The sequence below is a fragment of the Bacillus sp. JK74 genome (assembly GCF_053663395.1).
On record NZ_JBSJQB010000001.1, the window covers coordinates 611,312 to 627,396 of the forward strand.

Consider the following 16,085-nt stretch of genomic DNA (forward strand, 5'->3'; position numbering starts at 1 on the left):
GATCGTTCACTCCTTCCGAGTCAGGTGATGCTATGTACACTATAAACAGAGACGGCGCATCACCTTGTGAACTATGTCACACACTCTGCTTTTTTCACAAAACGTTCACACAGAGCAGCAGGAAGGATTTTCAAACGATATAGGGACGCCCGCGTCATCAAAAAAACCGGTTCTGTTTAAGAACCGGGTTCGGCGTTTTCATCCCGTGATGTATGCAGATACCTCAAAAACAACTGATAGGAACAGAAGACATTTTGCTGAAGCATCGCCAAAAAGTTCATTTGCAGCCGCGGATGGTAAGACATCATTTGCTTAAATACGGAATATGGAATATGGAGTACCAGAATATCCGGTGAGGCATTGACTGAGATAAAAGGCGATAAAGAGAGCCCGCCTTTTTCATCAATCGGAAACACATCGCCTTTTTCCAACAGCGCAACGGTTTGTGACCCTTCAGGGAGCCTGCTGTCCGTAAAACGGATATTGCCTTTTAATACAATATAAACGGATTGTGAATGAAGAAAGGATGGAGATTGGTCAGATGAGCCGCGGATAAACGTCCCGTTTTTGAGCAAGGTTTCGACAATGGACAGAGGCACTTCATTAAACATAGGAAGTTGTTTCAGAAATAATAAATAGTCACACTGATTCATAGGAAAGCCTCCTGTGCTATTGATAGCTTTAGTGTAGCCCGATTGAGCCCGCGCGGCAGTGATGTATTTCACAGCTTGTATGATAAAGGTCACTTATCAGGAGAGTGTCTGCATTTATAATGAAATAAAAAGGAGGGTTTCGATGAAGGCGATGATTCCGAAGCAGCACGGCGCATGGGCGATGCTGCTGATTCCATTTTTACTCGGCATGGTCAAGGGAGGCCCGGTTTTCTGGCATATTCCGCTCTTTTTGGGCTGGCTGTTCCTTTACTTGACGGTTTATCCCGTTTCGCTCGCTTTGAAAAAGAAACAGCTTCAGCCTTATCAAAAGTGGATATGGTATTACGGTTTTCCAGCCTGCTGCTTTTTGATCATTTCTGTCTTTCATAAGCCGCAGCTCGTCTGGATCGGCGTTTTTTTATTGCCGCTGTTTCTCATACATACGCATTATGCCCGCCGAAAAAACGAACGGGCGCTCACGAATGATATTGCGGGTGTTCTGTTCTTTTGTTCGGGCGGGCTTGCGAGCTGCTGGCTGGGAACGGGAATCCTTGACGGCTGGGCTTGGTTTCTATTCTTGCAATCCGCTTTATTTTTTGTCGGGAGTTCTTTTTATGTGAAATCGGTCATACGGGAGAGAAAAAACAGAAGGTTTGCTTACTGGTCGTGGGGATATCACCTCTTGCTCCCCTTTTTATCGGCTCTTCTCGGGGCAGGCTGGGCGTTTCTCGCTTTTATCCCAAGCAGTCTGCGGGCCTGGTTTTTTCATGGAAGAGACTGGCAGGTGAAAACGATCGGCATTCTGGAAATCGTAAATGCCGGCTTCTTTTTCGCCGTCATGTGTATATGTATCACAAGCTGAAAAACAAGGACATCGGCTGCCCTTGTTTTTTCAGTCAATATTGCAGATCTCAAGCGGACAATTTTCACACTCGATCTCGCATCGTAAATAGTCCCGCTTGTGCAAAATAATTTTTCCGGTTTCGTCTATCGAAATAACCCCTTGTTTGCGGAGGTCTCCCAGCATGCGGTTGACGCTCTCCCTTGCCGCCGCGCAAAACTTAGCCAAATCCTGATTTGTCAGCACAATGTTAATCAGAATCCCGTCACTTCGTTCCACCCCGTAGCTGTTTGATAAGCGGATAAGGGTGGAATAGAGCGCCCCTTTTTTGCCGTGAAGAAGCAGATCCCTGATCTTAGACTGGATTTTTCGCAGATGGGTGCTCATCCATTTCATAAATTCAAACGTCAAAACACCGTTTTGGATCAATTCCTTTTCCAGCCTGTTTTTATTAATGACGAGCACCTCCCCGTCCTCTAACACTTTCGCACTGAGCATATATCTCGGCTCATCTGTGAATAGCGTCAATTCTCCGACAATATCGTGTTTTTGGCAGATTCTAAGTGTCAGGTCTTTTCCGTCAGATGTCAGCTTGCCGATTTCAATGAGTCCTGATTGAATCAGATAAAGCTCTTCTGCATCCATTCCTTCTTGAAACAAATACGTGTGTTTTTTCATTTTCCTTTTCGTACTGATCGATTCCAGCAATTCATGCAGTTCGCGGGAAAGAAGTTCTTTATCAGATTTTCGGACAGAGAGAATATTCATGAGCTCACCTCGAAGAAAGTCACGTTGCGTATGTATATTGTAACGTGACTTGATTTGCACTCGCCCAGAAAAAATTAACAATCTTGTGAATGGATCATTATGAATCAAGGCTATGACTGTTTTTCTCCGTATGTGTTTTCATTCTTTCCTGCCAATACATCCAGATCACAAGGACAAAGCTGGCTAACGCAACCTCTGAAAGCGCCATAAACCCGATCGCGTATTGGCCTGTTGCCTGAAATACACTTGCCAGAATCAGCGGAGGGAAAAAACCGCCCAGTCCGCCCATGGCAGACACAATACCGTTGGCAATCCCCGCTTGCTTCGAAAAATAGAAAGGCACCAGTTTAAATACCGTCCCGTTTCCAATCCCTGAGCAGACTGCCACCGTCAGCGATCCGAACGCATAAAGGCCGATCGCCGGGGAGAATGACAGCATGACGCCTGACAGCGTAAGCCCTGCGAAAACGAACATCAGAATGCGGAGCGGGCTCAGTTTATCTGCAAGAAACCCTCCCACAGGCCTGAGCAGCGTAGAGACCGCAATAAAGCCGGCCGTCCGCAGGCCGGCATCCGCAGGGCTCAGCCCAAAATGCTCAACCAAAAAATTCGGAAGATAGATGGTAAAGGCGACAAAGGCGCCGAACGTAATAAAATAAAACAGGCTCAACATCCACAGCACACGATTTCGGTAAACGGCTTTCATTTGTGTCTTTATGGAAACTTTGACTTTCTTCTCATGCCGGTCGCCGAACAAAACGTGCAGTAATGCGAAAACAGCCAGCAAAACAAGATACATCTGCACGGTTGCTTTCCATCCCGCGGCTTGAGCGATAACCGGCGCCGCAAAAGTAGTAACGGCGGTCCCGATGTTTCCGGCACCGTAAATCCCATTGACGACACCGTGCTTTTCTTTCGGATAATATTTCGGGAGGGACGTCACTCCGATGGAGAATACCGCTCCCCCGATCCCTAAGAAAAAGCCGCCCGCAATTAAATCAAATAAAGAATCCGCGATACTGATCCAAAATACGGGAAACAAAAGCAGGATGAAGCTGATCATAAACATCAGCCGCGCGCCATACCTGTTCGTTAAATATCCTAAAGGAATACGGAGAAGCGATCCGAGAATAACGGGAATCGCCGTCACCAATGAAATCTCGCCTTTGCTTAAATGAATATCTGATGTCATTTGAGAAATGAGCGATGAAATCAGCACCCACACCATAAACCCTGCCACTAAGCTTAATGACTGCAGCGATAATTGAATATGTTGACGATTGATCATTCGGCTTGCCCCTTTCACTGATTCAATATCAGTCTTATCATACAAAAACTCAGTGTACGGGATTGTGAATTACATCACACGCTTTATATGCAAAAAAAAAGAACAAAGCCCGAAGACTTTGTCCTTTGATCATCATTACATTTTTTCCGGAGCGGATACGCCGATCAGCTGAAGCGCATTGTTCAGCGTAATTTGCGTCGCCTTCATTAAAGCGAGACGCGCGCGGCTCTTCTCTTTATTTTCCGGATCGATGACTTTCTCCGCATTGTAGAAGCTGTGCAGAGCGGAAGCCAGATCATAAATATAGTTTGTGACACGGTGAGGAATGCGTTTTTCCGCCGCTTCCGCCACTGCCTCAGGGAAGCCGCCGATTGTTTTCAGCAGGTCATATTCTTTTTCTGATTGAATATGGCTGAAATCAAGATCTGCCGCCGGTTTAAGTCCCTGCTCCTCCCCTTGGCGAAGCATGCTGCAAATACGTGCATGTGCGTATTGCGCATAATACACAGGGTTTTCATTAGATGTTGATACGGCAAGATCCAAGTCAAAATCCATATGCGTATCAGCGCTGCGCATCGCGAAGAAATAACGGACCGCGTCAAGGCCGACCTCTTCAATCAGGTCGCGCATCGTTACGGCTTTCCCCGTACGTTTGCTCATCTTCATTTTTTCGCCGTTTTTGTATAAATGAACGAGCTGAATGATCTCAACTTCCAATGTGCCTTTCTTGTAACCGAGCGCTTCAATCGCCGCTTTCATACGCGGAATATACCCGTGGTGATCCGCGCCCCATACATTGATGAGCTTGTCGAATCCGCGGTCAAGTTTGTCTTTATGGTATGCGATATCCGGCAGCAGATAAGTGTATGAGCCGTCTTTTTTGATCAGCACACGGTCTTTATCGTCGCCGAACGTTGTGGAGCGGAACCATGTCGCGCCGTCCTCTTCGTATACATGGCCCTTTTCGCGAAGCGTCTCGAGCGCCTGATCAATTTTTCCGTTTTCGTACAGGGACGTTTCAGAATACCATACGTCAAACGGCACGCGGAAATTTTCCAGGTCGGAGCGAAGTTTATCAAGCTCGTACTTTAAGCCGTATTCACGGAAAAACGCCTGACGTTCGCTCTCCTCTTCATGTACGAAACGGTCACCGAAATCTTCGGCAAGTTTTTTCCCGATGGCGATAATATCCTCGCCGCGGTAACCGTCTTCCGGCATCGGTTTCTCGAGGCCGAGCGCTTCAAAATAACGGACTTCAACGGAAAGCGCCAGGTTGTTAATCTGGTTGCCCGCATCATTAATATAGTATTCGCGGCTCACATCATAGCCCGCTTTAGAAAGCACGCTGCACAGCGCGTCACCTACCGCCGCGCCGCGCGCATGGCCTAAGTGAAGATCTCCCGTCGGGTTGGCCGATACGAATTCGACCTGAATCTTTTCGCCTTGTCCGATGTTTGTCTCTCCGTAATGTTCACCCGCTTCAAGCACGGACGGAATCAGTTTTGTTAAGTAGCTGTTGTTCATGTAAAAGTTGATAAAGCCGGGTCCCGCAATATCCATCTTTTCAATGGAAGCTTTGCCTTTATCAAATGACGCCACGATCTCCTCAGCGATTTGGCGCGGCGCTTTTTTTGCGATTCTCGCCAGCTGCATCGCCATGTTTGTGGAATAATCACCGTGTGTTTTGTCTTTCGGCGTTTCTAACAGTACGCTTGGAATCTGGCTTTCGTCCGCCAGGCCCGCTTTCAGAACGGCCGCTTTGATCTCTTCCTTCAGCACGTCCTTCATTTGTTCCGCAATATTCATGCCTTTGTTTCCTCCTTATATTGGATCGTCATGTTATGTACATGTTCTTGGTTTTCGCCTACAGTCATGTTATATGTCAGTTTGACGGAGCCTTCCGAACTGCCGACATCAGATTGAATGTTTTTCGTTTCCGTACGGAGCTCCATTTGTCCGAACGGCAGTTTATATTGAGTGAGTGTCGATGCCCCCGGAATGAACCGCTGTTTCATTTGGATGGCGCCCGATCTCATTACGAGAATCTCTTTTTCTGTGATCTTGACGACCGTTTTAATCTTGCCCAAATCATGCTCTTCGTGATAGGAAAGATACGTTTTGCCGTTTCTCACGTAATAGAATCCACTCGATGTAAATTCAACCGACTCTTCTTCAGAGCCGTTATGAATGAATGATTGCACATGAATGGCTACTGGTGTCTCCTGTCTCATGCTGACACTTCCTTTTCATCATCCCGCTTAACCTGAATAGTATAAGTTTTCAAGGGAAAAAGTTCAACCGCTTCCTCCTATCTTACCATCTTTGCTGATTGGTTTTGAAGATAAACATGATTTTTAAGGAAAATGAAAAAACCGGAAATCCTAGGCTGCGGGATAAATGCGGTTCCTTCGGCGGACGGCTTTGTCAAAGGGGAAAAGTTTGCGGTATTTTTGCGCTATCCTTCCGAATGAAAATGATAAAATATGTCATATACATAACGTGGAAGGGAGGGATTCGGAATAGTGGCGAGTGTTTTATCGTCTTCAGCGATTGGAGAAAAAATCAACGAATGGTATATGTACATTCGAAGGTTCAGCATCCCGGACGCCGAGTATTTGCGGAGAGAAATCAAAGAAGAACTTGCAGGCCTGGAAGATGACCAGGATCTTCATCTGTACTATTCTCTCATGGAATTCCGCCACAATCTGATGCTCGAATACCTCGAACCGCTGGAATCGCAGCGGATAGAAGAACAGCCGAGACTATCGGATCTGCTCGCGGATATTGATAAAAAGCAGGCCCGGCTGACCGGACGGCTTGATTATTATTTTAATTTTTTCCGGGGGATGTATGAGCTGGAATGCCGTGAATATCTTTCAGCGATTCAGTTTTTTAAGAAAGCTGAATATAAGCTGGATTTTGTCAAAGATTGTATCGAGAAAGCTGAATTTTATTTTAAGATGTCAGAGTCCTACTATTATATGAAGCAGACTTATTTTTCTATGGATTATGCCCGGCAGGCTTATAAAATTTATCATAAGCAGGAGGCATATAATATAAGGGTGCTTCAGTGCCATTCATTGTTCGCTACCAACTTTCTTGACTTAAAGCAATATGATGAAGCAATTCAGCATTTTAAAAAAGCTTATGCCATGGCAGAGGCAGAACAGCAGCCTCAATTAATGGGCCGGACTCTATATAATATCGGACTTTGTTTTAACAGCCAAGGAAATTACAAACCAGCCATTGATTACATAAAACGGGCAATAGCTGTTTTTGAAGATGGGAACATCATCACTTCTCTCCCGCAAGCCTATTTCTTAATCACACAAATACATTATAAAATCGGAAATATGGCCATAGCCAGACAATATCATGACAAAGGGGTATCTTATGCAGAGGAGGCAGAAGATTCCCTATATATAGTCGAATATGAATTTTTAGAATCTTTGTATGTCGGTGAGCCTGATGAAGAAGCAATCATGGAATGTTTTGACTTTCTCAGAGATAAAATGATGTATGCTGATCTTGAAGATTTTGCCTTAGATGTGGCAAAATATTATCATGAAAGAGAGAATTTCGAGAAGGCTGCTGCATATTTTTTAAAGGTGGAAGAAACAAGACAGCAGATTCAAGGAGGTGTGAAGTTGTATGAAATTGAAGTATAAATTAGCACTTACTTGCTTGGCAGTAAGCACTGTTTTTGTTTCAGCCGACATCGCAAGTGCACCGGAACATCAATTTGAAGTTGCTCAGCGCGGAATGATTTAAATGATAATTACTTTTAGGCTTGCAGGTTAAACTGCAAGCCGTTTTTTATATAAACAACTAATTTACAAAAACAAAAAAAACATACCTTAGAACTCAAATGTGTAAAAAGTATTTGACACTTATACATATATTATTTAAAATAAATATATATAAATTTGAAAATTTAAAATAAAAAACAAAATAAGTTAAGGAGGGTTTTAGTGGATAACAATATAAAAAAACTTAGAACAGCAGCTGATATTTCACAAAATGATCTGGCTAAGCTCTGCAATGTGACCAGGCAAACCATCAATGCAATTGAAAATAATAAATATGACCCGACTTTAAGTCTGGCTTTTTCGATAGCTCACGCTTTAAATACGGGAATAGATAAAGTATTCAACTATAACGCCAAAAAAAATTAAGGGAGCGGTTCTTATGAAGAAAATGGATGAGATGCAAAAACACCAATCGGGTACAGCCGCCAGAATAGCATTTAGTTTTTATACTGTCGCTTTACTGATATGGTCATTAATAGATTATTTTAAAAACGGAAATACAGGATGGCAATTTCCGATTCTTTTAATAGGCTGCGCGCTCTATTTATGGATTCAAGTTTATCAAAATCGAAAAACAAGGTAACGATTCCAATACACTTCCGGAGGATTATACAGCAATGTACGAATACAAGTTCATAAAAGCAGAAGTAAACCGATGGAAAGGAAAACCTAAAGAAGACTATAAATAAATTATTGAAAAGTATTCGCAACAAGGGTGAAAGCTGGTTCAAATATTTGCTCCTGCTATTTCAGGCTATGGGGCAGCCGATTATTTTGATATTATTTTTGAAAAAAAAAGTATAATGTTTCAGTACCAAAGAAAGCCGGATCATACATATGGTCCGGCTTTCTTTGTACGAAATAAGCCAGCAGATACTTTTACGGATTTCACCTCTTAACTATTATTTTTTCGGAAATCCGCAATTCAAATAGATTCCAATATATTTTATTATTTAACTTGCTGGGGATATTGAAAAAATTGGAGGAAAAAATGAATCTACTTTTAAAAACACAAAATAGTAAAGCGATTTTTACATTAGTAGCATCAGGAATCATTGTTCTCGCTCTTTTCAGTATGAAACATAATCATTTAAGCATGGATGTTATCGATATTTTAAACAGAGCTGGAATTATCGCTCCTAGTTGGATTGTCAGTGCTATCACCGCAACGGGTTCAGTTCTGGCTATCATTACTGTTTTAGGATCTCTTGGTGCAGGCTTGCCATTGGCCGTTTTAGAACAATTGGCTGCAGCAAGTACAGCAGCAGCATAATATAAAACATTAAATTCAATATCCCTGGCAGTCCCTTTAACGAATGGATGAAAATACATTGTTTAAAAAGAATGTTTTAGTCAAATTGTACATACTCTGTCTGATCTTATTTTTAATTGCTTTATTTACAGCATATTTTTATACAGATTCCGCTTCAAATGTAAATAATCTAAATCGAAATATCCGTCCGGATTTTTTTCAGATTTTCTTTAATAATATTAAAGTAGCGAGTCTGCTTGTTTTTTTAGGCCCGTTGACGCTGTCGCTTGGCACGGTTGCTGTTTTAATTATTAATGGATTAATTTTAGGAAATGCGATAGGAAACATTAAAGACAATTTAAACCTTTTACTGCTTGTTATACCCCATGGAATAATTGAAGTGCCGGTATTGCTTCTTGCAGCCTCTGTAGGAATGAAATTAACTTTAGATTTATTACTCCTCAAAATAAATTTGAAATTCACTTTTAAATATATTGGTATTATATTTCTCGGTTTAATGATAGCAGCTATGTTAGAAACATTTATTACACCTATCTTTATAAAAGGAGCCTCTTAGGATTATGCAAATTGAATTATCTTCATTTAAGGAACGAAACATTAATTTTTTGTCCTCGTTTTTGTTTTATATTATCGGGTTAGCTTTTTATTTAAGTTCCCTTTTACCTTTTATGAAAAGTTTAATTCCCAAAAACATCCCTATACAAGTTGTTGAGCAAGTAAAACATTTAGATTACATCATTGCAATAGCCGCACTGTTTCTTTTAATGTTCGGGGTCATTTTTGAAGGATTCGTATTATTTCTCATTATAAATTTTCTCGGCGCTCAGATTAAGATCAAAACTTTTTATTCCCTATTTATGTTTTCTAACATCCCGGTCGCAATTAAGTTTTTTCTTATATCATTCAAAAATATTTTCGCAGAACATCCAAACACTAGTTTATTTTTCACAAGTAATCATTTGATTTTTTCTATCTTTGATTTGTTCAATATTGCATATTTATTTCTTTTGTTTATTCTTCTGAAATGGAGAACAAATTTGAACTACCTGACAATCTCAGTTTTTATTTTTACGGCATTCCTGTATAGAATGTTTTTTTAGCATATATAAATAAACCCCCTCAATAGGGGTTTTTCTTTCATTTCGTTCACTGTATACAATTCCTTTTATATGCTTCCGAAACAATACCGACTCTAGTACTCACATTCCACTTTTTACAAAGACCGGCTATGATATATTCGACATTACGCTGCGAGTAGTTTAATGACTTAGCGATCTCTTTATTAGGCTTTTCAGCAATTATCAGTTTAATTACTGAAATTTCAATCTTTTTTAATTCCAATTCATTTTCTATTGCTGTTTTCATTCTAACTTCCTTTCTAAAGATGTATTTACTAAATAATACCCTATTATATAATTTTTATCAATAACATCAATTATTAATAGTAAAATAATATAGCTTTTACTAACTTCTAAGTAGTTTATATACAATATAAAAATCCCCCGCCATGTTTCAAGCGGGGGAAATTCTTTCTATTTCACAAACCCAAGCAGCATTTCACGGATCATCTTGCTTGCCGTGTTTGCGGTTTGTTCTGAGTGGTCATAGACCGGTGCCACTTCTACGAGGTCGGCGCCTTTTACGCTGACCTCTGAGCGCGCGATTTCATGGATGGACGCGAGCAATTCTTTAGACGTGATGCCTCCCGCGTCAACCGTGCCCGTTCCCGGCGCATGAGCGGGGTCGAGAACGTCGATATCGATCGTGACATAAACAGGGCGTCCCGCAAGCTGCGGCAGCACTTTTTTCAGCGGCTCAAGCACTTCAAACTTAGAAATGTGCATGCCGTTTTCTTTCGCCCATTCAAATTCTTCCTTCATTCCGGAGCGGATGCCGAATGAAAATACGTTTTGCGGCCCGATGAGCTCGGCCGCTTTGCGGATCGGAGTAGAGTGGGAAAGCGGTTCGCCTTCATAATCCGTGCGCAGGTCGGTGTGCGCGTCAAAATGAATGATGGCAAGATCCGGAAACTTCTTATACATGGCTTTTATGACAGGCCATGATACAAGGTGCTCCCCTCCCATGCCGAGCGGGAACATGCCTTTTTCTAGGATGCCGTCCACGTATTCTTCAATCATATCAAGGCTTCTTTGCGGATTGCCGAACGGAAGCGGAATGTCTCCGGCGTCAAAGAAATTCAAATCAGCCAAGTCACAGTCGAGGTACGGGCTGTATTCTTCAAGACCGATAGACACCTCGCGGATTCTCCCCGGGCCGAACCGTGAACCCGGACGGTAGCTGACCGTCCAATCCATCGGCATGCCGTAGAGGATGGCGTCCGCCTCTTTCCAGTCGGGGCGGCTTGCGATAAATACTTTTCCTGAATAAGCTTCATCAAATCTCATCAATAATACCCTCGCTTTCCTGTAAAAAAGCGCAAGATTCGCTCCTGCGCCGTACGTTTTTATTTGATTAAGTCGCTCACAAATTTCGGAAGAACAAATGCCGCTTTGTGAAGCTCTTTCGTGTAATATTTCGTGTCGATGTCAAAGAAACGGCTGTCCTCCACTTCAAGCGGATCGTACTTTTTAGAACCGATCGTAAATGTCCACAGGCCGCTCGGGTACGTCGGGATATTAGCCGTATACAGACGGGTGATCGGGAAGATTTCTTTCACGTCACGCTGTACGTTTGTAATCAGTTCCGGTGTAAACCACGGGTTGTCCGTCTGCGCGACGAAGATGCCGTCTTCTTTTAACGCCTTGGAAATTCCGGCATAGAAGCCTTTTGAGAACAGATTGACGGCCGGTCCGACCGGTTCTGTTGAATCAACCATAATAACGTCATACTCATTTTCTGATTTCGCGATGTGCATGAAACCGTCATCGACTCTCACGTCGACGCGCGGATCATCAAGCTTGCCCGCAATGGACGGAAGGAATTTTTTAGAGTATTCAATAACCTTGCCGTCAATGTCGACAAGCGTTGCTTTTTTTACGCTTGGGTGCTTCAGAATCTCTCTGATGACACCGCCGTCTCCGCCGCCGACAACGAGAACGTTTTCCGGATTCGGGTGCGTAAATAACGGGACGTGCGCAACCATTTCATGATAGACGAATTCGTCTTTTTCAGAAGTCATGACCATTCCGTCTAAGAACAGCATGTTGCCGAATTCTTCTGTCTCCACCATTTCCAGATGCTGAAATTCCGTCTGTTCCGTATGTAATGTTTGTTTCACCTTTAATGTAATGCCGAAATTCTTCGTCTGCTTCTCCGTATACCAAAGCTCGCTCAATTGTCATCTCCCTTTCAAGGCTTATTTCATTTATTGTAAGCGTCTGTATCGCTTTTATTCCGGTTAAAATCTCATTTTCACCTAAGGAAAAAGTATAGAGGATGGAGGGGAAAAAGTAAAGAAGTGTCCGGTTTGATATGTTTAAAAAACCCCCTTTTTTCACATAATAATAGAATCATGAAAAAGGGGGTTCCCAAAAGTGGATAAAGTATCTGGAAAACAGCTCAGAATCACGCTCAAAATCATCCGCGCCTGCATCTTTCTGACACTGATCGGCGGAATGCTGGCCGGCGTCTGCTTCACATCCGTTCTTCTTGCAGCGAAATGGCAGGGCGCCCCCTCCGTCCGGGTTCCTCAGTCTACGATTCTTTATGCAAATGACGGCTCAAAGCTAGGTGAGACCGATTTCGGGGAAAAGCGCTACTGGGTCCGGTTAAAAGATATCAATCCGACAGCGGTGCAGGCCGCGATTGCGGTGGAGGATCAAAACTTTTACAATCACCACGGTTTTGATTACCGGCGGATGGCCGCCGCCGCGCTGGCTGACATAAAGGCAATGGCCAAGGTTCAGGGCGCCAGCACCATCACCCAGCAATACGCGAGAAATCTCTACCTTGAGCATGATAAAACATGGAAACGAAAATGGAACGAAGCATTTTACACGATCCGCCTTGAACAGAACTATTCTAAAAACGAGATTTTAGAAGGTTATGTAAATACGATATATTACGGCCACGGCGCATACGGAATTGAAGCCGCCTCCCGCCTGTATTTCGGCAAACACGCCAAAGATCTGAACGATGCGGAAGCCGTGCTTTTGGCCGGCATACCGAAAGGCCCGTCCGGCTATTCGCCATATGTCAGCGAAAAGAAGGCCAAACAGCGCCAGGAAACCATTCTCCGTCTGATGGCCGGACAAAAAATGATCTCAAAAGAAAAGGCGGAAAGGCTTAAGAAAACGCCGCTTGCCTATCAGCCGCTGAAAAACAGAACCGCAGCGAAAACGGCGCCTTATTTTTACGATGATGCGATGAAAGAACTCGAGAAAAAGCTCGGCATGACGCGCGAACAGCTCGCAACGAGCGGGTTGCGTGTTTATACAACGCTTGATAAGCGCATGCAGCGGATCGCGGAAAACACTGTGGCACATACGATCCGTACCGGCTCTGACATTCAGGTCGGCTTTTCCGCGATTGATCCGGCAACAGGGCGCGTGCTTGCGCTTCTCGGCGGACGTGACTACGAAAAAAGCCCGTTTGACCGGGCGACACAGGCGAAACGGCAGCCGGCTTCCACGATCAAGCCGCTTTTGTACTACAAAGCGATTCAAAGCGGCTTTACACCGGTCACGCTGATGAAAAGCGAAGCCACAGAGTTCCAGATTGACGACAACGGAGATACCTATTCTCCAAGCAATTACAACGGCTACTACGCCAATAAACCGATTACGCTGCTTCAGGCGCTTGCGTTATCAGACAACATTTATGCCGTGAAGACCCATCTCTTTCTCGGCATGAATAAGCTCGTGTCGGCGGCAAAGGAATTCGGCATCAGCGAACATTTAAAGCCCCTTCCGTCTCTGGCGCTCGGAACTGAACCCGTGCGCCCGATTGAGATGGTTAATGCCTACGCGATGCTCGCAAACGGGGGAAAACAAATCACCCCTTCCTTTATCACAAAAGTGACGGATACCGCCGGCAACATCTTGTATGAACAGCCTCGCGGACATCAGCAGACGCTTGATAAAAAAGCCGCTTTTGTGACGGCGAGCATGATGACGGGCATGTTTGATCAGGATTTAAACGGCTATACTTCCGTCACGGGACGCACCATTTCTGACCGGCTGACCCGAACCTATGGCGGTAAATCAGGCACGACCAGCGCAGACAGCTGGATGATCGGCTTTAATCCCGCTCTTGCCGCCGGTGTGTGGACAGGCTATGACAAAAGCAGCACGATTGATTCAGTAGAAGAAAAAAGCTATGCGAAGACGATTTGGGCGGACTTTATGGAGAAGGCGCTCGAAGGAGAACCGGAAATAGCGCTTAAACCGCCGAAGGGCGTCACGGGCGTCTATATCGACCCCGCTTCCGGCTACACTTCCGGACCCGGATGCGCCGCAAAGCATTATACGTATTTCATCGCAGGCACAGAGCCCGCGGATGTGTGCTACGGACCGGAACCGTCTAAAAAAGAAAAGGAACACGTCCCCGCCCGCAAAGAAGCTCCGCGCAAAAAGTGGTGGGATAAGTGGCTCGGCAAAAAAGACTGAGCCCGGTGCATTGCGCGCCGGGCTTTACTCCGCGTCTTCCTCAAGCACCCATGGGAGCAAGAGTGAAAAGTCGAGATGGATAATAGGGTCAGGAAAACCCTTCGGTATAAAAAATGTTGTACTAGGCAAAGAAAACGAAAAGCGGGTATCTCCCGCTCTCTCAATATGAAACTTCGGCCAGCCTTCCCTAAGCATGCCGACAATCGGATAGCTGCCCGCATAATGATGCAGGCCGTTTTCCTTTCCATGCTCCCCCAAATCGTGACAGACAGCCGGACGAATCCCAAACTGCGTAAACAATCTTGTTTTCTCGGCGGGAAGGAGATTCACCGCCTCGGAAAAGTTCCGGCAGCTCCCGCAATCGCAGGGATCAGGCCATGATTTTTCATATTGTTTTCTCGTTTCCGCCGTATCTGCTTCAATGATCCAAGGCCCGATGTCAAAGACGGTGAACATGATGAAACCTCCGCGTAAACATGAAAAACCCCGAGTCTTGGTTCGGCTCGGGACTTTCCATGTCCTGATTCTGTATCAACAGTTTACTCAGTACAATTGCAAATTAGTGCAAATATTTATAAAGTTCACAAAAAGTTCACAAATTATTTTTCGTCCGGAAGCAGACCCGTTTTCAATTCATCGGATGAACGTTCCCAGAGCCCTTGGTCATGCTTCTGCAGAAATTCAGCAAGCACCTGCTTTGAGCTGGCGTCCATTTTGTCCACGATAATGCGGCGCTTCATTGATTTATCCATTAAATTCACATGCTCCGGCAATGACTTATAGCCTCTGCGGATACTTCTGTCCACGGTCATTTCACAAGCCGTCACACCCGCGTAATAAGGGCCTTCTTCTTTTCTGTCGATGGTGACCCACACGAGCCAGTACGGTTTTCCGTTCGGCACTTCATCTTTGTTCGGCAGGAATTTGATGCCTTTTTCAACGACACTGCGGGCATGCATTGCGCCGATGTCAACGAAAGCTTCCTTCTCTTCCACATCGACAAATACCGGAGAAATATTATCAAGGCTCAGCGACCCGGCGCCGAAACCGCCATGTCCGTCGGTCGGATCACTTTTAATAATATTAAATCCGATTGTTTTCTTCTTTTTTTCTTCCATGAAAATACCCTCCTACAAAAGCGGTTGAAATATAATGGCAAATACCTTGAGAATCCAGTCTCTCCCCTCGCTTAGCAGCGGCCACACGACATAGGAGCCGACCGGTGTCACAAACAGCACGAGAAACACGATAATCCCGTAGCTCTCAAACTGAGTCATTTTGGCGCGCACCCGCGGCGGCACGAGATCCTCAATAATCCGGTAGCCGTCAAGCGGAGGAAGCGGCAGCAGGTTGAATAAACACAGCGCGAGATTCAGCTGAATCCAAATAGAGAAAAAGCGGTCAAGCCCCATGCTGAATGCAGAAAGCAGCTCCATTCCGTAAGCATGCATCAACACTAGCAAAAAGAAACCGATAAAGGCAAGAAGCAGGTTGCTTACGGGCCCGGCGACGGAAACCAGCACTCCCGCCAGCCGCGGTCTTTTAAAGGCGCGGCGGTTCACCGGCACCGGACGGGCCCAGCCGAAACCCGCGACCAAAATTAGAATCGTTCCGAAAACATCAAGATGTTTAATCGGATTGAGCGTTAATCTGCCCTGTCTCGCCGCGGTATCGTCTCCGAACCGATACGCGACATACGCATGCGCCAGTTCATGCATCGTAAATGCCACGATCAGCGTAATCACGACATAGGGCATAAGCTCCAGCGGATAATATAAAAATCTGTCCAAATGTCAAAATCCCCTTTTTTAAAAAATGCAAGATTGTCCTTCATTCAGTATACTATAAGTGATCTCTCTTCCAAAGAGAGGAAACGACAAAGGAGG

Annotated in this window: 19 protein-coding genes; 8 read left to right on the forward strand and 11 right to left on the reverse strand. The window is 44.5% G+C overall.

Annotation, left to right across the window (positions count from 1 at the left end; translation table 11 throughout):
- Positions 1–176: 176 nt before the first annotated feature.
- Entirely contained in the window at positions 177–653 is a 477-nt protein-coding gene (locus ACWJJ5_RS03145; protein WP_454022180.1) for a Crp/Fnr family transcriptional regulator, read from the reverse strand.
- A 142-nt stretch (positions 654–795) separates the two neighbouring features.
- Here ACWJJ5_RS03145 and ACWJJ5_RS03150 point away from each other — a divergent pair, with 142 nt between their 5' ends.
- Positions 796–1,515 (forward strand): YwiC-like family protein, encoded by a 720-nt coding sequence (locus ACWJJ5_RS03150; protein WP_454022181.1) that lies wholly within the window; start codon positions 796–798, stop codon positions 1,513–1,515.
- Between the two features lie 30 nt (positions 1,516–1,545).
- On the opposite strand, the gene ACWJJ5_RS03155 is transcribed toward ACWJJ5_RS03150, so the two are convergent.
- The 4 genes from ACWJJ5_RS03155 to ACWJJ5_RS03170 all read right to left on the reverse strand — a co-directional run bounded on the left by ACWJJ5_RS03155 (position 1,546) and on the right by ACWJJ5_RS03170 (position 5,781).
- Positions 1,546–2,262, reverse strand: coding sequence for a Crp/Fnr family transcriptional regulator (locus ACWJJ5_RS03155; protein WP_014306017.1), 717 nt, complete (start codon positions 2,260–2,262; stop codon positions 1,546–1,548).
- Between the two features lie 97 nt (positions 2,263–2,359).
- Positions 2,360–3,550: a nitrate transporter NarK gene (gene narK, locus ACWJJ5_RS03160; protein ID WP_454022182.1), complete on the reverse strand. Its 1,191-nt coding sequence runs from the start codon at positions 3,548–3,550 to the stop codon at positions 2,360–2,362.
- A gap of 135 nt (positions 3,551–3,685) precedes the next feature.
- Complete coding sequence (gene argS / locus ACWJJ5_RS03165) at positions 3,686–5,356, reverse strand: arginine--tRNA ligase (protein ID WP_025853601.1); 1,671 nt, start codon at positions 5,354–5,356, stop codon at positions 3,686–3,688.
- Positions 5,353–5,781, reverse strand: a complete 429-nt coding sequence (locus tag ACWJJ5_RS03170; RefSeq protein ID WP_176283589.1) for a DUF1934 domain-containing protein — start codon at positions 5,779–5,781, stop codon at positions 5,353–5,355. The genes argS and ACWJJ5_RS03170 overlap by 4 nt, the downstream gene beginning before the upstream one ends.
- A gap of 291 nt (positions 5,782–6,072) precedes the next feature.
- On the opposite strand from ACWJJ5_RS03170, the gene ACWJJ5_RS03175 reads away from it, so the two are divergent.
- The 6 genes from ACWJJ5_RS03175 to ACWJJ5_RS03200 all read left to right on the forward strand — a co-directional run bounded on the left by ACWJJ5_RS03175 (position 6,073) and on the right by ACWJJ5_RS03200 (position 9,188).
- Positions 6,073–7,218, forward strand: coding sequence for a response regulator aspartate phosphatase (locus ACWJJ5_RS03175; RefSeq protein WP_077722992.1), 1,146 nt, complete (start codon positions 6,073–6,075; stop codon positions 7,216–7,218).
- Entirely contained in the window at positions 7,202–7,321 is a 120-nt protein-coding gene (locus tag ACWJJ5_RS03180; RefSeq protein ID WP_127069886.1) for a PhrC/PhrF family phosphatase-inhibitory pheromone, read from the forward strand. The genes ACWJJ5_RS03175 and ACWJJ5_RS03180 overlap by 17 nt, the downstream gene beginning before the upstream one ends.
- A gap of 200 nt (positions 7,322–7,521) precedes the next feature.
- Positions 7,522–7,725 (forward strand): helix-turn-helix transcriptional regulator, encoded by a 204-nt coding sequence (locus ACWJJ5_RS03185; RefSeq protein ID WP_003151064.1) that lies wholly within the window; start codon positions 7,522–7,524, stop codon positions 7,723–7,725.
- Between the two features lie 13 nt (positions 7,726–7,738).
- Positions 7,739–7,942 (forward strand): hypothetical protein, encoded by a 204-nt coding sequence (locus tag ACWJJ5_RS03190; RefSeq protein ID WP_069473623.1) that lies wholly within the window; start codon positions 7,739–7,741, stop codon positions 7,940–7,942.
- A 408-nt stretch (positions 7,943–8,350) separates the two neighbouring features.
- On the forward strand, positions 8,351–8,632 hold the full coding sequence (locus ACWJJ5_RS03195) for a hypothetical protein (RefSeq protein ID WP_014306021.1): 282 nt from the start codon (positions 8,351–8,353) through the stop codon (positions 8,630–8,632).
- A 43-nt stretch (positions 8,633–8,675) separates the two neighbouring features.
- Positions 8,676–9,188, forward strand: coding sequence for a stage II sporulation protein M (locus ACWJJ5_RS03200; protein ID WP_032859656.1), 513 nt, complete (start codon positions 8,676–8,678; stop codon positions 9,186–9,188).
- Positions 9,189–9,778: 590 nt separating this feature from the next.
- Here ACWJJ5_RS03200 and ACWJJ5_RS03205 read toward each other — a convergent pair.
- From ACWJJ5_RS03205 to speE, 3 genes are all read right to left on the reverse strand, one after another.
- Positions 9,779–9,997 (reverse strand): helix-turn-helix transcriptional regulator, encoded by a 219-nt coding sequence (locus tag ACWJJ5_RS03205; protein ID WP_071182043.1) that lies wholly within the window; start codon positions 9,995–9,997, stop codon positions 9,779–9,781.
- Between the two features lie 167 nt (positions 9,998–10,164).
- Entirely contained in the window at positions 10,165–11,037 is an 873-nt protein-coding gene (gene speB, locus ACWJJ5_RS03210) for an agmatinase (protein WP_454022183.1), read from the reverse strand.
- A gap of 59 nt (positions 11,038–11,096) precedes the next feature.
- Positions 11,097–11,927, reverse strand: coding sequence for a spermidine synthase (gene speE / locus ACWJJ5_RS03215; RefSeq protein WP_003151052.1), 831 nt, complete (start codon positions 11,925–11,927; stop codon positions 11,097–11,099).
- Between the two features lie 199 nt (positions 11,928–12,126).
- Here speE and ACWJJ5_RS03220 point away from each other — a divergent pair, with 199 nt between their 5' ends.
- Complete coding sequence (locus ACWJJ5_RS03220; RefSeq protein ID WP_454022184.1) at positions 12,127–14,199, forward strand: transglycosylase domain-containing protein; 2,073 nt, start codon at positions 12,127–12,129, stop codon at positions 14,197–14,199.
- 24 nt (positions 14,200–14,223) lie between these two features.
- On the opposite strand, the gene ACWJJ5_RS03225 is transcribed toward ACWJJ5_RS03220, so the two are convergent.
- The 3 genes from ACWJJ5_RS03225 to ACWJJ5_RS03235 all read right to left on the reverse strand — a co-directional run bounded on the left by ACWJJ5_RS03225 (position 14,224) and on the right by ACWJJ5_RS03235 (position 15,989).
- Positions 14,224–14,655 carry a hypothetical protein gene (locus ACWJJ5_RS03225; RefSeq protein WP_454022185.1) on the reverse strand — a complete coding sequence of 144 codons (432 nt, stop codon included), beginning with the start codon at positions 14,653–14,655 and terminating at the stop codon, positions 14,224–14,226.
- 143 nt (positions 14,656–14,798) lie between these two features.
- Positions 14,799–15,317, reverse strand: a complete 519-nt coding sequence (locus ACWJJ5_RS03230) for a YwhD family protein (protein WP_003151045.1) — start codon at positions 15,315–15,317, stop codon at positions 14,799–14,801.
- 12 nt (positions 15,318–15,329) lie between these two features.
- Positions 15,330–15,989 carry a site-2 protease family protein gene (locus tag ACWJJ5_RS03235; RefSeq protein WP_003151043.1) on the reverse strand — a complete coding sequence of 220 codons (660 nt, stop codon included), beginning with the start codon at positions 15,987–15,989 and terminating at the stop codon, positions 15,330–15,332.
- Positions 15,990–16,085 lie beyond the last annotated feature (96 nt).